The organism is Pseudoalteromonas sp. NBT06-2, from assembly GCF_002276045.1.
Taxonomy (GTDB): domain Bacteria; phylum Pseudomonadota; class Gammaproteobacteria; order Enterobacterales; family Alteromonadaceae; genus Pseudoalteromonas.
Genome location: NZ_NQMR01000053.1, coordinates 1 through 21,806, shown reverse-complemented (window position 1 = coordinate 21,806; position 21,806 = coordinate 1). Strand labels below are relative to the sequence as shown.

Genomic DNA, 21,806 nt, shown 5'->3' with positions numbered 1-21,806 from the left:
TGAACACTCATTTTAAAGAAGTATAAATTTTGGATATTATGTTTGATTTCTCTAGCCAGCTGAATTTTTTTTCTGCAGCCTTATGAGCCTCTAAACTCATCAAAGATCTAGTATTACTGTCACTAGAAAGTAATGTAATAGCTTCTGAAATTCCTTTTATTATTGTTTTAGAGTCTTGACCTTTTATGACAAATGAATAATCAGAAGATAACTCATGAGCTGCACCATTTCTATCAATTGTAATAACAGGCACACCATGGGACAAAGCCTCAGCAATTACCATTCCTGCACCTTCAAATGAAGGAAAACAGAAAACACTTGCCTGGCTATAATAATAATTGACCTCATCAAACTCAACCCAATCTTTAACCTCAATCAATTGAGCTATATTTAGCTCCTCAGCTCTTTCTAATAATACCTTTTTTGCATTTTTTCCTACACCAATAAAAGACGCTGATAAACTTAAAGCATTACTGTCAATATTCTCAAAAGACAACTTAACTGCTTCAAGTACCGTTAAGTAATTTTTAATTAATAAACCTCGTCCAATAAATAGTACATTAAAATCTCGTCCCTCCAGAGCTTTATACTCTCTCACTTCTGTTGCTATTTGATTAAATAAAATACATTTTTTTTTATCTAGATTTAAACTTTCAATAACACCTTTGTGACCTACAAGTATTTTATCTGCTCGTTTCTTAGTGAGAAACAAAAATGGATCAAAATTCCAAAATAGCTTTTTAAAAATTAGCTTAACTCGTTCAGCTCTTAATTCTTTCTTAGGTAAGGTAGCTAAAACATAATCTGGAAGTTGCTCATTATGGTTAATTGGGCCCCAAACAAATGGCTTTCCTAATAACCAAAGAAAAGAAGGTGCCCAATCACAATGAAAATTAAGGCCATGACATATATCAAATTGATCTCGCTTCGAAAAAAAACTTAAAGTCACAAATATTTGCCATAAATAAAAATATAAAAAAGATCCTCTAGCACCTTTCTTCCAAAAGCGTGCCCAATATGGTAGATCGCAACCAATAAAAGACAAATTGCTTGTATCTATTTTATTCTCTTCTATATATCGATAAACCTCGGGTAAATTGTTTTCTCTTGTTACAACAGATACTTTATTATCTTTAGCTAAATGTAACGGATAATTCCAACCAGTAGCAGATTCAGATCCTTGGTAAGGGTTTACATCATAGGCAGTTATTAAGATGCTTTTCATTTATTACTTCGCTTTTTTATAATTTTCGCCGGAACTCCACCAATAACAACATCATTTGGAAAACTCCCATTTACTATAGCTCCAGCAGCAACCACACAACCACTTCCTATGACAGATCCATCCAATATAGTTACTTTTGCACCTATCCAGCAATTTCTGCCAATTTCAATACCTTTCCTATCGACACCTTGCGCTCTAATTTCTGTTTCTAGTGAGGAAAAAATATGATTTTCAGGGTGGGTACTAAAATATTGACCAATAATACAACTTGAACCTATTTCAACACCACCTGCACCACCGATATAAGAAAACTCTCCAATTGCTACATCATCATGTAATTTAATACCTTTGCCGATATTATCAAAAGAGGTGGAGACAACAACTCTCGAATAATCACCTATATTTACGCGATGCCCTATATTCAAACCATCAGAGCCTAAACCGCTTAAATGAACAGAGCTGCCTATTGTAACACTTTGACCAAAAGTAATTTTCTTGATATTGAAAAAAGTTACACTTTTCCCTAAAAACAGCCCCTTTGGTAGCTTTAAATACACGAGCAACTTTAATGCACGAACTCGAGAAATAAGACGAGATAAGATTAAAGAACAAATAATTCCAAAAGAAACACTCTGATCAAATTCAAAACTGGGATTTTTATACTTCTGGATAAACCAAATTATGACCTTTATGAACATTTTATATCAATAGCTCCTTTATATTGAATAATTAATTGTTCTACAACTTTTTCCCAATTAAAAACATCATGTACTAACGCAATTGCATTCATAGACATATTTGACCATTCAGCTCTTCTTTCAAACATCTCAACAATGCCTCTAGCAATATCTTTAGAGTCAGGTTCAATCATCACAAAAGCATCACGGTTATAAAAATAACTGACATCTGAAGTTCTTGTTATAACGGATGGTAAACCTAAACGCATCGCTTCCATTACAGCAATACTAACAACATCAGAATGTGCAGGGTGAATATAAAAATCTAAATTAGATAAAGCCCTATCTTTATCAGCACCATATAATGCACCTTTAAAGACAATGTTTGACTCAATCCCCATCCGTTTTATTTCTTTATCTAATTGTTTTTTATTAAGAGCGTTAGGACCGATTAGGTTGAGTATGATCCTACTTCTTATTTCTGGCGGCAATAGGGCTATCGCATTAATCAATCCATCAATATTTTTTTCAACTGACAACCTTCCTATAAATCCTATGTTTATCTTTTCGTTAACACTGTCGTACTTTTTCGGACTTAAAACTTGTTCACCTAAATCTTGGCCATTTGACACTACAAAAATATTATTATTATCTGTATGCTTTCTTAAAACGGTCGACTCTTCTCTTGTTAGAGCATGCACACCAGCAGCTGAGTCAAATAATTTTTTCTGGAAAAGTGCATGATAAGCCAGCTTAAATTTATAATTACTTTGCTTTAAGCGATCCTCTGTTAAACCTGAATGAGCTGTAACAACATAAGGTTTTCCAACTTTCCTTAAATAATTTGCCAAAAATAAATTATAGTTATTCCAAACACTGTGTAGATGAACCACATCACATTCACTCAAAAGCTCTTTTACTCGCTTAAAAGCCCCGTTAAAGAAAGTGTTGTAACTTTCAACTTCAAAGCCATCCCGACTGACTAACGTAAAACTTTCTTTTTGACTTGCACTTATGCCTACAACATATATTTTGTGCCCTTTCTGGTTTCCATACTTAGCTAAACCGCCAATAACTTTATTTACACCATTAGCGGTATTTTGACTTGCCCTTCCCAGAATAAAATGAACTATTTTCATCTGTGATTTAATTCCTCTAATTTACTTTTAGCAATACGATGTTTTTCTTCAATACGCTGTTTACTCAAAAATGAACACCCTAAAAAAATACAACCCCATAATATCCAAGCATAATAGCCATTAAAATTAAACAGCCAAGTTTCAAACATTGAATGAGCTAGGGCAGGAGTAACCAAAAGAGGAATAAGAGAATACTGCTTTTTTAATGACAGAAACTTATAAACAAGTGAATATAAGGAAAATATAACTAAACCACCGAATATAACTCCAAATTCTTCTAATAATGCTAATGGTGTATTCCCTTTTTCTAACTCGTTAAATTTATAAGGCCCAAAAAATTTATTTTTTGCTGAATTAACCTGGTAACCCCAACCTATTAATGGCTTTTCTTGAATCCCTTCTATACGATGAATCCAAAGTATCATTCTTGTTGAAAAAATATTATTTTCTATTTGACCACTTGACTGATATTTATTTAGTAAAGTCTCTTGTAGTGATATAATAATAGGCATTAACACCACGAATGCTGTAACACCTATTGCAACTCTACTAGAGCTTTTTTTATACTTAATTAAAATAAAGACACTAATTATAAATAGCACGACACCTAACGATGCCCTAGATCTTGTTTCAATTAAAATGAACAGAAGATTAAAAACCAAACAGAGCATCCCTGCACTTTTCCAAGTTACTTTCCGCTTTTTTGATGCGAAAAATGAAATAGCAGCCGGTAATAAAAATACACTCACTAATAGACCAAAATTATTTGCATTACTAAAAATGCTTGTAAAATTTCCTTCAATATAAAATCGACTAGAATTACCGAATAACACTAATATTATATCACTAATTAAAGTAACAATGATCGCAAATACAACTAAAAAATTTTTTAGCCAATCTAACAGTTTTTGCCCGAATGAAACCCTTAAAGATAACAACATAAATACAAATGAAAGGCTAAATAATGATCGCTCAACACTATTTTCAATCTCATGACTAAAAGCGATTGAGTGAACCAATATAGCTGTAAATAATACTACAAAATAAAGCTCACCTTTTGATATTTTAGCATTCCAATTTCTCATTATAAGACAAATAAAAATTAATATAAAAAGAGAAAAAACATACTTTGCAATCACAATAGCAGGCATCCATACTCCATAATAACCACTTTAAATTGATATTTATCATACAGCCAACTTCAAAACATTTACATTTCGATGACCATTGAGGCAAATAGCCCGCACTACAATATTTTATAAAAGTCGTATGTTGGCAATAAGTTTTGAGGCCCCCAAATAGAAACCGTAAATATAAATTGCAATACAGCTACAAATATAAAAGGAACCATCCACCTATTTGGGAATATAGCTTTACAGCTAAGCATGAAAACAAAAGGTTGAAGTAATTGAGAAAATATAATCACTCGATCATATAGTAAAACATTATTTGTAAGCAAAGCCGAGAAAAGTAAAGATAAAATATAGACCCAAACGATACTATTTACTCTTATATTTTCAGGTAACTTAGCCTTTAATAGAAGCAAAGCTGTAACAATTATTGGCAAATTTCGATGATTTAAATCAGAGCTTTCTATTAAGCCTTGCTGACCCATTTCAACATATGCATTTAAAGCTCTTTCCATTATTGGAATAAATTGACCAATAATCCCCGCTACACCAGCATAGAAATCAGGTCCAATTGGAAATATGCTCAGCAAAACAGTTGGAATAATTAACGCTTTTTTAAAATCAAACTGTTGGAAAAATAAAAATACGACTCCGATTATTGCTGCTTTATGGAACAAAATAGCTAATACCAATATCATTATTGATATGGAAGCATGCTTAGAAAATAAAGTAATTGAAAACAAAACAAGAACTACAGCAACTCCTTGTCTAAAAATATTCAAGTTTAACTGATAAAATATGAAGGTAGAGCAAAAATATAGAAACATTAATATAGCGGCATTACGATCTAAGTATCTATAAAAAAAAATTAACAAACTATTAATTAATAAAGAATAACATAAGGAAAACCAAATATACTCCGAAGAAAAAAAACTTAAAAGCGCATTAAAATAATACAAGCCAAATTCGTCAAGATAATATCGTTCTGGATGAATAAATATATAAAAATAATACTTTATATCCTCCCCATAACTCTCACTCCTTAAAGACAATAGCATTACCCAAAAGAATAAAATAGGTATCAATACCGCAATATGGTCTTTATAATTTTTAGCACTAAAATACCAAAAATATGAGCTCGCGTATAAAAAGTAAAGAATCATAGAGTAGACCAGAAATCAATCTGTGTTATAACTTGCTCATGGACAATTGGTTGCTCCAAATATTTTAATAAATACTCTGAAATATGATATAGAAAATATAATTTTTTATAAATTTCAAATTCTTCGTATGTTATATTTCGACTGAGTTCCTTGAGTGCATTCATTAAGTCTTCATCATAAACATTTATCCCACTACCTTTTCCCTGCATAATTGATGTTTGAAAGGTAAAATGAAAGATATCAAATCCAAATGATAAACCCTGTTTAACTAGTTCCAAGTCAAATATTATTAAACTATTTTTTGCAATAAGAGAATTCCAAGGTGTAAAATCACGATGCGCTAAAGATATATGAATTGATTTACTACCAAAATTAGCCGTTAACTTATCTAACTCTCTTAAGGCATTATTCGTTATTAACTTTATTTTTTCATAATCAATTCGGTTATCTAACGCTTCTTTACCGGTAAGAAATTTAAATCGTTCAATTAATGAGTGACGCTCTAAATAACTGTTTACAGTTATTTCTTCCTTGCTAGATTGAAAAATTTGTTTCAAACCATTTAAATGGGTGCAGCCAAGCTTTGATGAAACTCTTGAATTTTCTATATTAACATTAGATAAAATCAGACTCCCCTCTAGTAGCTTAGCTGACGGTATAGAAACTGATTTTAGTTGCAAATTACTAAATAGTTCAATAGCTTTAAATTCATCTAAAACTAAATTTCGACTCGCATCTGAAATTGGAACTTTAACGTAATTTTTAATTGTTCCATTATCGGATAATGCCAGTACAGCTTTTCGGTCTATTCCCGGTGTTCCTGCAAATAATGACCACCCATTACAATTAGTTTGTTTGAGTGAAGTAGCTAAGATCCCTTGTTCAAGTACTCTTAATCTAGGCATTTTTTTTGCGAAATATTTCATTAAGCCCATTGCAGCAATCATATGCATAAAGCACACCCCTAGCTTTGCTCTTATATTAGCAGCAGAGTAGAATGCTAGAAAACCTGGTGTAATCCCTGTTACTGTAAAAGCCCATCGCATAGTACCATCAGGCCAATACATTGCATAATATTTTGAGTCAGACTTCTCTTGAGAATTTTCATCAGTAAAATCAATTCCAATACTATTTAGTATTTCTTCATTTACTTTTTTAGATTGATTTCTCATACTAACTTCTTTACATTTATTGAGTGAAGACCATCAAATAAAATAGAAAAGCAGGTAGACAAGCCATTAGCCAAAGAACCATTATTATTTAATAATGTAAAGTCTCTATTCTCACAAATTCCTTTATAATCTTTAACTAATTGAACAGCCTTCGCTTCTGTTAACTCCCCTTTGCGTTTTATTAAAATCTCAGGATTTGCAACAAAAATAACCGCTATATCGGGTTTAGCTGCCACCAAGGATAATACAGGTGATATAATCTTTCTACTTATTGATAACCGCGCTCGAGTAGGATCTGCAATTAAGTCTGGGTAATAGCGGTCAAAAATAACAACTTCATTGTGCTTAAATTGGGGTTTTAAATACTTATTTTTTGCATAAAAGAATGCTAGTAAATAATAAGTAAGCCGTACTGTAGATGAAATTAAACCCACAGGTTTCTCTGAATAAGGTTGAGTATAATCCTGCTTTGAAAGCTTTTTATTAAAACGAAGTAATCTATGTAATGGAGGGATGCCTTCTGGGAGAAAGTGATGCGCCAGTTCTTGTTTACAGATACCCGTTAATTTAAAAAAGCTTATTACAGGTTCCATTATTGAACTTTTCCCTGCACCATCTGGGCCTGAAAATGTTAATAAATAACCAAACCTTCGGCGCCCCAAAATCTCAGTTTTCACTGATCTTAAAAACCCTCCTACTAAATTAGCTGATAACTGGTTCTTAATTAACAAATTAATTAGGGGTTTTCTGATATTCAAACACTCTGAGGTTAGGCTCTCTACATTGCTTTTTATTATTTCATATAACTTTCCAATTCCTGACTTTACAAGCAACGCCTCAAATTGAGTATTATCATGTTTATAGCCGTGTAAGATGATTTCACTATACTTCGGGTTGACACCTTTACCATATAACACACCATTTATGATATGAATAACAGCTTCATGCCCTTGATTTGGAATATAAAAATTAGCAACACTCTCTCTTTGTTCTAAAATTTCATCTGAATTAAGAAATTCTAAACCACGCCACTTTAAACCATAAAAAAAGTCTAATTTAGCGTATACAACCTGCCCATCCCCTAACTCCCTAGTTAAAACAAAACCAGATAGATAATCTAATTTATTCACCCAAATTATTTTAGCATTCAAAGAGTCAGCTAACTCTCTAATAAGGGAGTAAATCACTCTTGGATTTACTTCTTTAGGTACTAATATATCAACATCTTTTGCATTATTACTTTCAGGTAACCCCGTATGATTTCTCAAAATTAGGAACTTCACCTTATCATTTAAACTTACAAACAACGCATTTAGTAATTCTACATCTATTTGAAACAAAACAGACTTCCTTTATTTAACAGAGTTAACTGCTTTTTGTGTTTTAGAGCTTAAAATAGAGATGAGCATAATTAACTGTGCAAATATCATTGCAAGTACAGCACCTCTCCCCTCGGAATATAAAATTAATGGATATACAGAGATGCAACTTAAAATAGAGGAGTGCACATAGGACTTAAATATAATATGAGTATTTTCCCTGACCTTTGATATTAACCGCTCTAGAAAGTTAGCCCCAGTGATAAAACTTAAAAATATCATCAATACCATATATTCATTAACCTCTGCCGACTGCTTTCCATAAACAAAAGTAATGATTTCAGTTTTAAAAGTGAAAAGAATGACTAGAATAAAGCTTAATCCCATCATGCATAATGTAGCGACTTTTAAATAAGCTTTTTCACAGGCTTCATTCCCTTTTTCACTTTTAATTCTTGCTAAATATAGCTGGGCATGATTATCCAAAAATACATATATAGGATTAATGATTCCAACAATATTTTGTGCCATTCGTAAATAACCGACTTGAGCCATAGAAACAAATGCACCAGCAAATAATGTAAAAACATTACCATTTAAAAACTGCAACCCAGAAGAAGCGACTAACCACTTAGAAAAATAATACTGTTTTATTATCAAGGCCCTATATTCTGGCGTATTTAGCCAAAATGCAACTATTCGACTGTTTGAGGTAAGCATAAACACGACAACAACCCCACTAAAACATATTGAAATTGTCATTACTGCATAATATAAACTTTTCACTTCAAATAAATATAAGCAACAAAGGATAGTGAGATAAGTTAAACAATCAGTGCAGAGCAATGCAATACACCTCCCCTGAATCATTAACTCTCTTCTGAAATACTCAAATAAATAATATGGAATCGATACAAATAAAACTCCTAATGCAACTTGAAACATGGTATGTAAATCAAAAAAATAGGATATAAATGAAATCAGACTTAATAAAAATAGTAATATCGCAAGCAAAACTAATAACTGTGAATAAGTTACGTTAGAAAAAATACGCAGCCTTGAAATAGACATTTTAGGTGAAAATGAAAGCATTGGTGAAAATATTAAAGCTTGAACCAAAGATGCTATTGAAATAACAATAAGCCAAACAATAGAATATAATCCAAAATCAGTTAAATTTAATAACCTAGCTAACAATATTGTTATTACAAAATTACTCATACTAACTACAAATTGGTCAATCAAAGGTGACAGTTTATTTATAAAAATTTTCATATATATTTAAGTATAAAGGTCAATCCATAGCCTTTATTCTACCTTTCGTCCTTTCACCCTAAATCTTCTATAAAATGCCAAAAAGCGCCAAATATGAGTAATTGCGTAGCTATAACAAATAAAAATAAATAAGAATATACTTAACATTAACCAGTCTGGGGTCTCTAAATATTCAAGAAAAATACCTAGGAAGGTTAATCCTAACGCTATCAGTGTTATAAATATAAGTGTTTGCTTAGATGACAAGCCAGCTCTGAGGAAAATATGATGTAAATGATCTCTATCAGGTTTAAAAGGTGATTGTCCTTTTTTTATTCGCCTAACCATAATAGCTGCCATATCCATAACAGGCACCGAAACTAGCCATAATGCAGTTATAGGCTTAAAGGCAGGCGCACTTCCTTGCGAGCCTACAACTAGCAACCAAAGAATACTAAACCCAATTAGCATGCTTCCAGCATCACCCATAAACACTTTTTTTCGTTTATGTTTAACCCAACCTAAATTAAAAATTAAATAAGCAATAGTAGCAGCAATAAATGTTGAGCTTAATAGTAACCAGTTATGGTCTGCTACATATAACAGGTAGGTCAAGGCTATAAATGTAACCAATGAAAGCATTCCTACCAACCCGTCAATACCATCAACCATATTGAATGCATTAATCGAAGCAACAACAGCGATAACTGTAAAAATAGAGCTGAGGACACCTAAAGATACAACCCCAAAGCCAAATAAATCACCTAAATTTATAACACTGATATTTGCACCATAAATCATAAAACAGGCAGCTATTACTTGCGCTACAATACGTGGTCGAACAGGCAAATCGTAGAAATCATCAAGAACGCCAATAAAAACAACTAATGCAGAAGCTACAAGATATATATTCAAATATTGATTGTTTAACATGAAAATTGATGTTGAAGTTAAAACCCCAAAAAAGATAGCAATACCACCAACTAAAGGAACTGTTCCCATATGAAGCTTTCTTGAGTTAGGGATGTCAACTAACCCTAATTCCACAGCTATTGGCTTTGAAAACCATATACTTATATAAGATATGATAAACGCTACTAGGAGCGGTAATATTAATTCCATTCTAAACTCTATTTCTTTTGAACATATTAATTGCTGAGTGCAACAAAATACATAACACATATCTAGTTGCTATGTTTACTATAAAAAAATCTTAGCATTACAACAACCAAGCTAAAGATCACGCCAAATAATAAAGCTAAGATGCAAAAAACAGCTCTTTTAGGGCCATGTTTATTCTCGGCAATAATAGCAGGGTCAATGACTTTTAATACATACTGTTCACGAACACTCGCTAGCATTTTTGTTTGCTCTTGTTGCTCAATAAGTTGATAAAATATTTTCTGCATATCAACTACGACTGTTTCTTTTAAAGCAATCCTCAAGTATTCAATACTTTTATTTGCTTCAGCTATATCATCCTGCTTTCTTTTCTTATTAATTGCTAAAATTAATTTATCAACAATTTCTTTTGCTACATAAGGTGAAAAGTGTTTCACTGATAACAGCACCAGCCCTGTTTCTTTATCTTTATTGATCGATAAATTCTCTTTTATGAAAAACTCAAAGACTTCAAGATCACTAGGCTCCGCTTTTTTTGGTGCTTTAATTTCTCTTTGCCAAGTTTTGGAGTCTAGATCATAGATATCGCGATTATACTTTATCGTATTTGTAGACATATTCCAGCCATTGGCAGCCATGATAATGGGCTTAAAATTATTTTCGTTTAAAAATTCAACTAGAAAAGCTCTACTTTTTAACACCTCTAAGGTTAATGTTAACTTATCCGCTCCAGAGTTAGACAAATTAATACCAGCAATAGCAGCTAAACCGCCAAATTGTGATGCTAACCCACCAGAACTATGATTATTTTCTTCAACAGGTGCAAGCAACGCTTCTGACTTATAAATATTTGGCAAAGAAAGTGCGTAAAAGACAGCACAAATAACAACAATAAGACTAGTTAGAAATATAAACCATTTTCGACTCCAAATTTCTATCCACAACTCTCGAAATTCATTATCTGTTTGTAAATTACTTTTCATAATATGCTTATTTACTCCAATATTTTCTATTCTATTCAAACAATAAAATTAAGCCTTTAATTATTATTATTCTATGTTCTAAAGGTTATTCAAATCTTGAAGTTAAATACTACTTATCGCAGCAACTGCTACACCCAATTGATAAACGATTTGCGTGACGGTACTCCATAATGTCAGATTGTTCATGTGATCTGAATCAAGCGGAATAACAATGGTATCGCCAGGCTCTAAAAAGTTATCTTGAGAGACTGAAAACCAACTTGCTGGTTTTGGCATTTTTACTGCGCCATTTGCTTTAATCACATAAATACGACTTTCTGCTGCACGACCTTTAAGTCCACCACTTTGTGCTATGTATTCATCAATTGTTGTATTTGCTGTAAATAAGTGAGATGTTGCTAAATTCACCTCGCCAATAACACTGATTGATGCTCGCTGAGCTGGGATATATAAAGCATCTCCATTTTGCAATGTTAAATTTCTGTGACCATTTACGATCTCAGGTAAATCAATTACCAATCGCCCTACCGCTTCTACTGACCCTATATCTTTTAATAGGTTATTAGTATCTGCATAAGAAAGTGAATTACTGCCAACTGAACTTTGAAAGCTTTTTGTTGCGATATCTTTACGTAATTCATCGGCAAGCTTAGCTAGCTGCTTTTCTTCTTTTATACGTACTGATTCTCGAGTGAATATTGCCGCATTTGGCGCTGCTAAATCAGAAAAACCACCAGCCCTTTCAAGTAAACTCACTAAAGTTTCACCGCGCATTATGGTATAAGTGCCAGGGAACTTAACTTCACCTTTGAGTTCCACCTTTATATTTTCTTGCCAGTTAGGAACTGCAAATATATTCAAACTATCTCTGCTTTTTAATGCAAACTTTACCGATGTATTTTCAGCGATAGCATCTTTCAAATCAAAGCCAATATGGGCAACGCTAGCGGTATCATTATTTAAGACTCGGGTTACTTCAGCCTTAGCTAAATAAGCAGACTCAAGTAAACCACCGGCAGCTATAACCAGCTCTTTTACAGACGCGTCTTCAGATAAAGGATAAATACCCGGAAATTTCACATGACCAGCTACTTCAACCAGTTTTATTTTTTCATTTACACCTGATTGTTTTTTAAGTTGCAAAATCAGTGGTTTTAGTAATTTCTCACGGCTAAAGGCACTAAAATCAACTAACTTTAAGTTTTTTCTATTTGATAATTGAAGTTTGTTTAAATCTGTTACTTCAATTTCCTCTGGCTTTTCTGTTGCTTCTACGGCCTCTGTTGCTCCTAACTGTTTAGCTCCAACAAAATCGTAAAACTGTTTATTTTCAAATTGATGCCACAATTCAGTCTTTTCCAACTCGAATGCTTGCGTTTCAGTTAGAGCAAGATTATTTAAAGCGACTTTTTCATTCACTTTTAATTGATAGCGACTAAACACTAATATTCGGTCATTTTTTTGTAGTAATACGTTATCAGAGGTCTTATTGGCTATTGCGTTAGCAATATTTATCTGCAGTACTTTAACATTACCCTGAATATTCTGTTCTCTCACCACCAAAGCATAATCAAGATCGGCTTGTATTAATAAATCACCTTTTACAGACTTGATCACATCCGATACTTTTTGCCCTTGATACCATTGATATTGCCCAGGTCTGGTAACTGCACCAACAAGCGCTACTGAGTTACTTATTTGTTCGCTCATCGGCTTTAATGTTACAACATCGCCATCTTTGGGTTTATAAGTCAGGTTATCTAAAGTTAAATCAACTGATAATATTTCTTTTAAACTTTTGCTGCTAAACCGTTCTACTATGGCGTTTTTAGCATATGCTGAGGGCAACAGCCCCCCGGCCATTTTCATCAGTTGTGCAGCTTGCTCATTATCTTTTAGTTCAAATATAGCTGGGCGCTTTACTAAACCTTGCACTGAGACTCTTTTGCTCACAGGTGGAATAAATACAACATCACCTGGTTTTAGCATAATATCGCCAGAGCTATCACCTTTTATTAATAAATCGTATAAATCAAAATTTTGTACTACTTTACCAGCGCGCTTTACTTGAATATTACGTAATGAACCTATATCAGATATACCACCACTTACAAATAATGCATGTGATACTGTCGTTAAAGAAGATACTGTATAACTACCAGGTTTAAATGCCTCACCCAATACCATAATGCGCATTGAACGTAACTGACCTAAAGATATAAATGCTTTTACGCCTATCACTTCTTGAGATATTTTATTTTTGACTAATTCTTTTACTTCAGCAAAACTTAAACCTGCTACAAATACAGGTGTTAAATCAGGTATTGATAAACGGCCTTCACGATCTACAATCACTGTATGGGTTAAGTTTTCTTTACCGTATAAGTTGATTTGAAATTCATCGCCTCGGCCAACTGTATACGTTTCAGGCACTGCTGATATTTCACTTGGCATAAATGAAGTTGGATCACCTGCAAATAATTCATAACCAAAAGGCTTAATTTCATCTTCAACAGGTTTGTATTTTTCTTCTTCTGATAAAAGTTCTTCTTTTTCTTCACGAGGGAATATCGTGGGTTCTAATTCTGTTTGTTCTGATGAAGACTCTGTATTTGTAAGATCAGATACGTCTATGCCCATTTGTTGAGCTAAAGCTTTTTGCTGTGCTTTTGGTAAACTTTTAAACTGTTCCATTTGTTGTTTTGTAGGTGTCGCAGCATTTACCGATGCCGATAACAGCACGATTATACTTAATAAAACAATATTTAAAAACTTCACAAAGATCCCTTGAAACTAAAATGAACAATAAAGTGCTGTATTCTACCTTAGATTGCATAAAAAAAAAGGAAGCTAAGCTTCCTTTTTAGTAAAATATCAATTTAAAATGTTAAAAACTGTAGACTAATGTTAACGTCGTTTGAGTATCCATATTTTCTTCATCTTTATCTACAATACTATTATGCGTTACGTTAAAACCCATTTTCATTTGCATTGAACCATTAATTTTAGTTAATAATGCAGACTCTGATTTGGTTTTAGTATTAGTCGAACCATATTCCATGCCAACCGTTTGCGTAAATTTAGCGTATTCAGTGATATCCCAACTAAAGTTAACTTTACCTAACGCGATAACTTCACCTTCGGTGTCTCCCTTATTACCGTCCTCGTCTTTTGATTTTTCAAAATACTTATAACCAGGACCAATTTCAGCATCAAAATACATATTTGATTTAGCTAAAAATCGTTTACCATAACCTGATGCTAATACGCTTTCGTTTCTGTATGAACCAAAATAATCAGATGTATGAGAACCAAATAAAAAGAAATGTGAATTTTTCTCATTTAATTTATAATTACCTTGTGCAGATGCAAAGTACTTTTCATTAGTACGTTGTGTTTCTTTAGTACCATCCTCTTTTTCAATTTCATCTTCTTTGAAATAGCCATCTAATTTATATTCATTTGTCCAATTTTCCATTTCGTGTTTGGCTTTAATTGCACCTTTAAGCGTAGTCGTTTCAGTATTACCACTTGTTAAAATTAAGCCAAGTTCACTCGTTACTTGCCAATTTGTTTTTGCTTCTTCAGCAGCGACATGAGTTGCAGTTAACGCAGCAACCACAAGTGATAAATATATTTTTTTCATTTCAATTAAAACCTTTATTTAATAACTGTTTAATAAATATTTTTTGAATTGTCATTAGGCTACGCACTAAACCTAATCTTCTTTTTGAACATGTACATCCATTTGCGGATACGGAATATTAATATCTGCATCATCTAGTGCAACTTTAATATTCTCCATCAAATCAAAGTATACATTCCAATAGTCAGCTGTTTTAACCCAAGGACGTACCACAAAGTTGACACTTGAATCCGCTAATTCCAATACCGCAACTGTATAAGCAGGATCTTTTAAAATACGTTCATCAGCTGTTAATACCGACTGAAAAACTTGTTTTGCTTGTTTTAGATCCGCGTCGTAACCCACACCAATCACTAAATCAATGCGACGTGTCGCTTCTTTGGAGTAATTTGTGATCGCACCAGACATAATTGAAGAGTTAGGAACAATGACCACTTTGTTATCTGGCGTACGTAATTCAGTTGCGAATATTTCAATTTTTACTACTGAACCAGCATGACCTGCAGCTTCGATATAATCACCTGATTTGAATGGGCGCAACATAATAATTAAAACGCCTGATGCAAAGTTTGATAATGAACCTTGCAATGCTAAACCTATTGCTAAGCCTGCAGCACCTAAAATAGCAATAAAGGACGTCGTTTCAATACCAACTTGTGATAACGCCATTAAAATTGCAACAGCAAAAACCAACGCATATACTATACTTGAAACAAATGAACCAACCGCTTTATCTACTTTCTTTTTAGTAAACGCTTTTTCGGTAGTTTTAGCGCAAAATCGAGCAATTTTATTACCAATAAGAAATATCACTATGGCTAAAATTGTATTTATACCGTAATGAATGAATAAATCTGAATTATTGTTTAACCAATCAGCCGCCTGTTCCATTTAATGTTCCTTTATATGAAAATAAAAAATGATGCCTAATTACCTCTGCTTTTAATTAACAAAAGTAAGAAAAAAGTATTGTATATTATATTTATATAAAAAGGTTACATTTTATTACACTTCAACCGGGCTAGAAGGCCTAGTCCATATGAATATAAGCACAGATACCATCGTAATTATTACCACTAATTTAAGCCATATTATAATTGGTAAAAAAATAAGCGGATAAGATACTAAAATCAACATACTTGCCGTTGCTAAACATTTTGTTTTATAACGGATCACTCCGTGTTTTTCCCAGTCAGAAATCAATGAACCAAATAATTTATGATTTAATAACCACAAATGTAATCTTTTTGACGATTTAGAAAAACAATATGCGCTTAGCAATACAAAAGGTGTTGTTGGTAGCAAAGGTAAAAAAACACCTACGATACCTAATAATAAACTTAGCAAACCAAAAAGCAGCCAAAACGTACGTTTTATCATCTACTTTCCTTTTTTTTTAATTTTTCGAAATAAATAGTAACATAGCTCTTCCCATGACGTTTATTTTTATGTATTATGCGCGCCAACACCAACACGGTGTTTAAAGAAGTGGCGGTTGTAGCTCAGTTGGTAGAGCCCTGGATTGTGATTCCGGTGGTCGCGGGTTCGAGCCCCGTCAATCGCCCCACTCTTTAACCTATTTTGTACTTATCATTTCAGATTATTTTTTTATTAATTTTTATATTATTTATAGCTTCTTCTTACTTTAATTTTCTATTTTTTAATCTTAACTCTGTGCTCAAACCCCGTGATTTCAAAAGTGCTTTATCAGAATCTAGTGAAGGGTTTAAGCTTGGTGCAAAGATCCCATTATTCTCGAAGTCTTTTATCGGGAACCTTATCTTATACTTACAAAACAGGTTTACTTCTGACACTCATCACAGAATACAGAGCTGCGTTGACCTATTTTTATTTCAGTTAATGGCTTAGTACAATGTTTGCAAGGTAAACCTGTACGACCATACACTAATAACTCTTGTGCAAAATATCCTGGCTGACCGTCTGTTTGGGCAAAGTCTTTTAATGTCGTACCTCCTTGTAAAATAGCATGCTCTAGCGTTTCTTTTATTAATACCACTAATTTTTCATAGCGTTTCTTACTGATTTTACCTACTTGAGTTTGCGGGTGAATACCCGCTTTAAACAATGCCTCATTAGCATATATATTACCAACACCAACAACATTGGCATTATTCATTATAAATTGTTTAATAACCGTTTTTTTATCGCGAGATTTTTCATATAACGCTTCATGACTAAAAGCTAATGTAAGTGGTTCTGGCCCTAACTTAGTTAATAACTTATGTATTGTTCCTGGTGGTTGATATAAAAAACAGCCGAAACGTCTTGTGTCATTAAACCTTAATGTTTTACCCGTTTCCATCTCTATATCTATATGATCATGTTTGATCCTAGGCACTGAATGATCTATCACTCTTAGTTTACCCGACATGCCTAAATGCAAAATTAAACTGCCCATTATCGTTTCTAATAATAGATATTTTGCACGTCGCGTTACTTTATTTATAACTAACCCTTCGGTTAGTTTAACCTCCTCAGGTACGACCCAGCGTAAACTTGCTTGATAAATATGTATTTTTTTTATTACTTCACCTTCAAGGTAAGGTGAAATTCCCATTCTACTTACTTCAACTTCTGGTAATTCAGGCATAATTCTCTCTTAACTATTAATACCAATTCAAATAAATATATGATCAATCTAAATATCTTCTGGAAATAATAACTTTACTTGATCGCTAGTTAGTTTTAACCAAGTTTCATTAGCTGCTTTTGGCATATGAATAAAGTAATCTTGACCTAATTTAAAAAATGCATATACCTGTGGTAACGCCTCACCAGCAAGCCAAATAGTCACTATATTTTCAGCCTGTTTATTTTTAAACTCTGATTTAATGGCATCAATATCAGTTATTCGCAAACCAGTAGCTTGCTGCCAATTAATTGAGAGTTCGAATATTTGAGGCCCTGTTAGTTGTGAATTACTACGCCAACCAGTACCAATACGCTCAATTTTATATAAAGGGTATTCGATTGTCAGAATGTAACTTTGCTCTTTTAAGATGGATTGTATTATATCATCTGATTCTGTATCAATAATTTTATGATGTAAACCATTGAACAAAAAGATCATTATTAACATGGAAAATATTAATACATTATTCCAACCTTTTTTACTTAATCGGATCATAAAGATTTAAATTTGATAAATTTACAAGAAGTGTAACCAATTAAACTCTAAAATGGCAGAATATGATTGAAATGTTGAATTTTGGAGATAAAAAAACCCGATAAATCGGGTTTTTCTTTAAAAAGCAAAATTACTTTATTTTTGCTTCTTTAAAAATCACATGTTTACGAACCTTAGGATCGAACTTTTTGATTTCCATTTTTTCAGGCATGTTACGCTTGTTCTTGTCGGTAGTGTAGAAATAACCAGTACCAGCAGTTGAAACTAAACGGATTTTTTCACGCATTATTCAGCTCCTTAAACTTTTTCGCCACGAGCACGGATATCTGTAAGAACCGCGTCGATGCCATTTTTGTCGATGATACGCATACCTTTAGCAGTAGTACGTAGTTTAACAAAGCGTTTTTCGCTCTCAACCCAAAAACGGTGAGTTTGAAGGTTTGGTAAAAAGCGACGCTTAGTTGCATTTCTTGCGTGTGAGCGGTGATTACCTACCGCTGGACGCTTACCTGTAACTTGACAGACTTTAGACATTATATATATCTCCAATATCTTGCTCGAGCTAATTTCCCCAAGCCATAAGTACAGCAACTACAGGCAAAGATCTTGTAAAGTGGACTATCTGACCACTTCAGCTCATGTGTAAATTTGATAGCGGCTAATTATAGAGATCCTCTCGACTAAGTGAAAGTAAAAAGTGCAGTTAATTTAAACTAATTTGCATAAAAAACGATTTTTTTACTATTTTAGAGCCAAACCACCTAAAAACTTTTATTTATAGCCAACCTCGCTCGGCAAAAGAAAGCGTTTTGTTACTTGCCACGACGATATGATCTAAAATTTGAACATCAATTAATTGCAAAGCTTGTTTTAGTTTATTGGTGATAAGTCGATCAGCCTCACTTGGCTCAGCAACTCCTGATGGATGATTATGTGCCAAAATAACAGAAGCAGCGTTATGTTTTAAAACTGACTTAACAACTTCTCTTGGGTAAACACTCGCCGCGTTAATTGTGCCATAAAATAATGCCTCATCTTTTAGTAAACGATTTTGGCTATCTAAATAAAGTAGCATGAAAACCTCTTGCTGCTGTGCCTTTAATTTTAAAGATAAAAAGTCACGCACGGCTTTTGGTGAATCAAATAAAGTTTGTTGCTGACACTGCTCAGCCAAATAACGTTTATTTAACTCTAATACTGCTTGAAATTGCACATATTTAGCACTTCCCAATCCTTTTAATTTTATAAACTCAGATAAAGGTGCATTAAATAAATTTTGTAATGATCCCGATTCTTGTAGTAAATGCTGCGCTAACTCTATTGCATTCATACCCGGTGTGCCAGTTCGCAAAAATATCGCCAATAACTCAGCATCAATTAATGCATCAGCACCTTTTGCTAATAACTTTTCTCTTGGACGAGTCTCTTTAGGCATCGCAGTCAATTGCATATTCATTTCCTTATATACCCATGCTACATGGAAATGCGAGATTACAGCATGTCGAAAACCTGCTTCGCATCTTTATTGATCCACTGCTTAGCACAATATATTATTTTAAAGTAAGTCGTATTTTGACTTAAGTTTTTAATTTCAATTTAACTATAGCTTAAAGTTAATATTTTCTGCGACTTCCTCATAAATTTTCAACAAAAGCGAATAAACTGACTTAAGACACTTATTATTCCAGCTCAATTCTGCATCTTATAGTGATTTGGGTACATCAAGTTACCCTAATAAACTTGACCTATTGTCTACTGCCATTTACTTTATATAAAACAATAGCGCATATCTTAAAATACTGTCGACCACGAAATTAAAATTATTTCAATGATACGCAGTGCCCATAATAAATATGCGCAGCAGATTTATATACAATTAAGAAGAACATAAAATGTCAGTTAAGCATCCCATTATCGCGATCACAGGTTCATCGGGCGCAGGTACCACGACTACCACTAACGCCATTCAACATATTTTTCGCAGTTTAAATATTGATGCTGCCACGATAGAAGGTGATAGTTTTCATCGCTACACCCGACCTGAAATGGATAAACGTGTACGTGAAGCCCATCAAGATGGTAAACACATTAGTTATTTTGGTACCCAAGCTAATGATTTTGCAGCACTTGAAAACTTATTTACTAGCTATGCTGAATCAGGTCAAGGCAAAACCCGCCGATATTTACATACCTTTGATGAAGCAGTGCCATATAATCAACTACCAGGTACTTTTACGCCATGGCAAGATTTAGAAGCCACTACTGATGTACTTTTTTATGAAGGTTTACACGGTGGTGTAGTTGATGACGAACACAATGTTGCTAAACACGTCGATCTATTAATCGGTATGGTGCCTATTATAAACTTAGAGTGGATCCAAAAGTTAATTCGCGATACCAGAGATCGGGGTCATTCTCACGAAGCTGTTCGAGATTCAATTGTGCGTAGCATGGATGATTACATTAACCATATTACACCACAGTTTTCTCGTACTCATATTAATTTTCAACGCGTGCCAACTGTTGATACTTCAAATCCCTTTAGCGCTAAAGATATTCCATCACTAGATGAAAGTTTTGTCGTGATTCGCTTTAGGGATATTGCTGATGTTAACTTCCCTTACTATTTACAAATGATAGAAGGCAGTTTTATGTCGCGCATTAATACTATGGTTGTACCCGGTGGTAAAATGGGTTTGGCAATGGAGTTAATACTGAGACCTTTAATTGAAGATATCATTGTTAAAAAGCGCGCCTCTATGAATTTAGCACCAGCTGGGTAGCCAGTTTAGGTCCGTTAATTATGATATAGTAACCTAACGATTTTAAAGCTATAAGGGTGAACTCTCATCTATAGCCTTTTTTTTAGTTATAAAGCTCCATCTTCAAAACTCTAGTCAGATAAGTTACGTCCGTAAAATATCTCTTTCATTTCACGCTGTAGCTTTTCAGCAATATCTGATTGTTCTTGTTCAGACAAATCTCTAGCAGTAATACCAAATAAGTATTGATCTAAGTTAAATTCTTTATGCATCATTTTTGTATGAAATAGATTTTCTTGATAAATGTTTACATCAAGCATTTGATAGCCAACTAAGGTATCTTTAGTCATAAAGTTTTGAATTGAATCTATTGCATGATCTATATAATGCTTTTTACCTGACGCATCTCTGGTGAAACCACGTACTCGGTAATCTAAAGTGACAATGTCTGACTCTAAAGAATGAATTAAATAGTTAACGGCTTTAAGTGGCGAAATAACACCACAAGTAGACACTTCAATATCAACTCTAAATGTACAAATCCCCTCTACAGGGTGGGTTTCGGGATAGGTATGAACACAAATATGGCTTTTATCTAAGTGAGCAACAACGGAATCTGGTAAAGGACCGGGTTTTGCTTGCTGAACGTGGTTTTGTGCTTCTTTTCCTAATTGTGCTTCGTCAGATATAAGCATAGTGACACTTGCACCTTGAGGTTCATAATCTTGTCGTGCAACATTCAGTATATTGGCACCAATAATATCAACGACTTCTCTTAAAATATCGGTTAAACGCTCAGCACTATATTGCTGCCCAATATATTCCAAGTATTCTATTCGCTGTTGTTGTGTTTTGGCATAGCGAATATCATAAATACTAAAACTTAAACTTTTAGTTAAATTATTAAAACCATGAAGTTTGAGTTTTTCAAATGGTCTATGCACCAAAAAACCATCCTTGTTAAAGTTGTTTATTTGCCCTTGCAGGGCTTGTTTCTCAAAGTTTATACGAAAAAAGCCCTGCAAAAAAGCTTTATTAATTACACTCAGCAATTCTCGCTCAATAT

Annotated in this window: 21 protein-coding genes and 1 tRNA gene; 2 read left to right on the top strand and 20 right to left on the bottom strand. The window is 33.3% G+C overall.

The window, feature by feature from the left end; genetic code table 11:
• Positions 1-7: 7 nt before the first annotated feature.
• The 14 genes from CJF42_RS12120 to CJF42_RS12055 form a co-directional block, all read right to left on the bottom strand.
• Entirely contained in the window at positions 8-1,225 is a 1,218-nt protein-coding gene (locus tag CJF42_RS12120; protein ID WP_095366936.1) for a glycosyltransferase family 4 protein, read from the bottom strand.
• Positions 1,222-1,923, bottom strand: coding sequence for an acyltransferase (locus CJF42_RS12115; RefSeq protein ID WP_212668812.1), 702 nt, complete (start codon positions 1,921-1,923; stop codon positions 1,222-1,224). The genes CJF42_RS12120 and CJF42_RS12115 overlap by 4 nt, the downstream gene beginning before the upstream one ends.
• Positions 1,914-3,041, bottom strand: coding sequence for a glycosyltransferase (locus tag CJF42_RS12110; protein ID WP_095366935.1), 1,128 nt, complete (start codon positions 3,039-3,041; stop codon positions 1,914-1,916). Before CJF42_RS12110 ends, CJF42_RS12115 begins: the two co-directional genes overlap by 10 nt.
• Positions 3,038-4,192 (bottom strand): O-antigen ligase family protein, encoded by a 1,155-nt coding sequence (locus tag CJF42_RS12105; RefSeq protein ID WP_095366934.1) that lies wholly within the window; start codon positions 4,190-4,192, stop codon positions 3,038-3,040. The genes CJF42_RS12110 and CJF42_RS12105 overlap by 4 nt, the downstream gene beginning before the upstream one ends.
• A gap of 95 nt (positions 4,193-4,287) precedes the next feature.
• Positions 4,288-5,334, bottom strand: a complete 1,047-nt coding sequence (locus CJF42_RS12100) for an EpsG family protein (protein WP_095366933.1) — start codon at positions 5,332-5,334, stop codon at positions 4,288-4,290.
• The gene (locus CJF42_RS12095) at positions 5,331-6,506 is read right to left on the bottom strand and encodes a hypothetical protein (protein WP_095366932.1); all 1,176 of its coding nucleotides are present in this window, start codon (positions 6,504-6,506) and stop codon (positions 5,331-5,333) included. Before CJF42_RS12095 ends, CJF42_RS12100 begins: the two co-directional genes overlap by 4 nt.
• The gene (locus tag CJF42_RS12090; protein ID WP_095366931.1) at positions 6,503-7,846 is read right to left on the bottom strand and encodes a nucleoside/nucleotide kinase family protein; all 1,344 of its coding nucleotides are present in this window, start codon (positions 7,844-7,846) and stop codon (positions 6,503-6,505) included. The genes CJF42_RS12095 and CJF42_RS12090 overlap by 4 nt, the downstream gene beginning before the upstream one ends.
• Positions 7,847-7,858: 12 nt before the next feature.
• Positions 7,859-9,046 (bottom strand): lipopolysaccharide biosynthesis protein, encoded by a 1,188-nt coding sequence (locus CJF42_RS12085; protein ID WP_170940588.1) that lies wholly within the window; start codon positions 9,044-9,046, stop codon positions 7,859-7,861.
• Between the two features lie 87 nt (positions 9,047-9,133).
• Positions 9,134-10,201: a UDP-N-acetylglucosamine--undecaprenyl-phosphate N-acetylglucosaminephosphotransferase gene (gene wecA, locus CJF42_RS12080; RefSeq protein ID WP_095366929.1), complete on the bottom strand. Its 1,068-nt coding sequence runs from the start codon at positions 10,199-10,201 to the stop codon at positions 9,134-9,136.
• A gap of 62 nt (positions 10,202-10,263) precedes the next feature.
• Positions 10,264-11,223, bottom strand: a complete 960-nt coding sequence (locus CJF42_RS12075; protein ID WP_252097598.1) for a Wzz/FepE/Etk N-terminal domain-containing protein — start codon at positions 11,221-11,223, stop codon at positions 10,264-10,266.
• Positions 11,224-11,286: 63 nt separating this feature from the next.
• Positions 11,287-13,962 (bottom strand): polysaccharide biosynthesis/export family protein, encoded by a 2,676-nt coding sequence (locus tag CJF42_RS12070; protein ID WP_502694788.1) that lies wholly within the window; start codon positions 13,960-13,962, stop codon positions 11,287-11,289.
• A gap of 109 nt (positions 13,963-14,071) precedes the next feature.
• Positions 14,072-14,830: a DUF481 domain-containing protein gene (locus tag CJF42_RS12065; RefSeq protein ID WP_095366927.1), complete on the bottom strand. Its 759-nt coding sequence runs from the start codon at positions 14,828-14,830 to the stop codon at positions 14,072-14,074.
• A 72-nt stretch (positions 14,831-14,902) separates the two neighbouring features.
• Positions 14,903-15,721, bottom strand: coding sequence for a mechanosensitive ion channel family protein (locus CJF42_RS12060; protein WP_095366926.1), 819 nt, complete (start codon positions 15,719-15,721; stop codon positions 14,903-14,905).
• A 114-nt stretch (positions 15,722-15,835) separates the two neighbouring features.
• Positions 15,836-16,210 (bottom strand): YbaN family protein, encoded by a 375-nt coding sequence (locus CJF42_RS12055; protein ID WP_095366925.1) that lies wholly within the window; start codon positions 16,208-16,210, stop codon positions 15,836-15,838.
• A 111-nt stretch (positions 16,211-16,321) separates the two neighbouring features.
• On the opposite strand from CJF42_RS12055, the gene CJF42_RS12050 reads away from it, so the two are divergent.
• Positions 16,322-16,397: transfer RNA gene (locus CJF42_RS12050), tRNA-His, on the top strand.
• A gap of 234 nt (positions 16,398-16,631) precedes the next feature.
• Here CJF42_RS12050 and mutM read toward each other — a convergent pair.
• The 5 genes from mutM to radC all read right to left on the bottom strand — a co-directional run bounded on the left by mutM (position 16,632) and on the right by radC (position 19,428).
• Positions 16,632-17,441, bottom strand: a complete 810-nt coding sequence (gene mutM / locus CJF42_RS12045; protein WP_095366924.1) for a bifunctional DNA-formamidopyrimidine glycosylase/DNA-(apurinic or apyrimidinic site) lyase — start codon at positions 17,439-17,441, stop codon at positions 16,632-16,634.
• 48 nt (positions 17,442-17,489) lie between these two features.
• On the bottom strand, positions 17,490-17,930 hold the full coding sequence (locus CJF42_RS12040; protein WP_141235547.1) for a hypothetical protein: 441 nt from the start codon (positions 17,928-17,930) through the stop codon (positions 17,490-17,492).
• Positions 17,931-18,108: 178 nt separating this feature from the next.
• A complete protein-coding gene (rpmG, locus tag CJF42_RS12035; RefSeq protein ID WP_095366922.1) occupies positions 18,109-18,264 on the bottom strand; it encodes a 50S ribosomal protein L33 in 156 nt (51 codons plus the stop codon).
• Between the two features lie 11 nt (positions 18,265-18,275).
• On the bottom strand, positions 18,276-18,512 hold the full coding sequence (rpmB, locus tag CJF42_RS12030; RefSeq protein WP_042150648.1) for a 50S ribosomal protein L28: 237 nt from the start codon (positions 18,510-18,512) through the stop codon (positions 18,276-18,278).
• Between the two features lie 241 nt (positions 18,513-18,753).
• Positions 18,754-19,428, bottom strand: a complete 675-nt coding sequence (gene radC / locus CJF42_RS12025) for a RadC family protein (protein WP_095366921.1) — start codon at positions 19,426-19,428, stop codon at positions 18,754-18,756.
• Positions 19,429-19,870: 442 nt separating this feature from the next.
• Here radC and CJF42_RS12020 point away from each other — a divergent pair, with 442 nt between their 5' ends.
• On the top strand, positions 19,871-20,761 hold the full coding sequence (locus tag CJF42_RS12020; RefSeq protein WP_095366920.1) for a phosphoribulokinase: 891 nt from the start codon (positions 19,871-19,873) through the stop codon (positions 20,759-20,761).
• A 110-nt stretch (positions 20,762-20,871) separates the two neighbouring features.
• Here CJF42_RS12020 and speD read toward each other — a convergent pair whose 3' ends face one another.
• The gene (speD, locus tag CJF42_RS12015) at positions 20,872-21,684 is read right to left on the bottom strand and encodes an adenosylmethionine decarboxylase (RefSeq protein WP_095366951.1); all 813 of its coding nucleotides are present in this window, start codon (positions 21,682-21,684) and stop codon (positions 20,872-20,874) included.
• Positions 21,685-21,806: the final 122 nt, after the last annotated feature.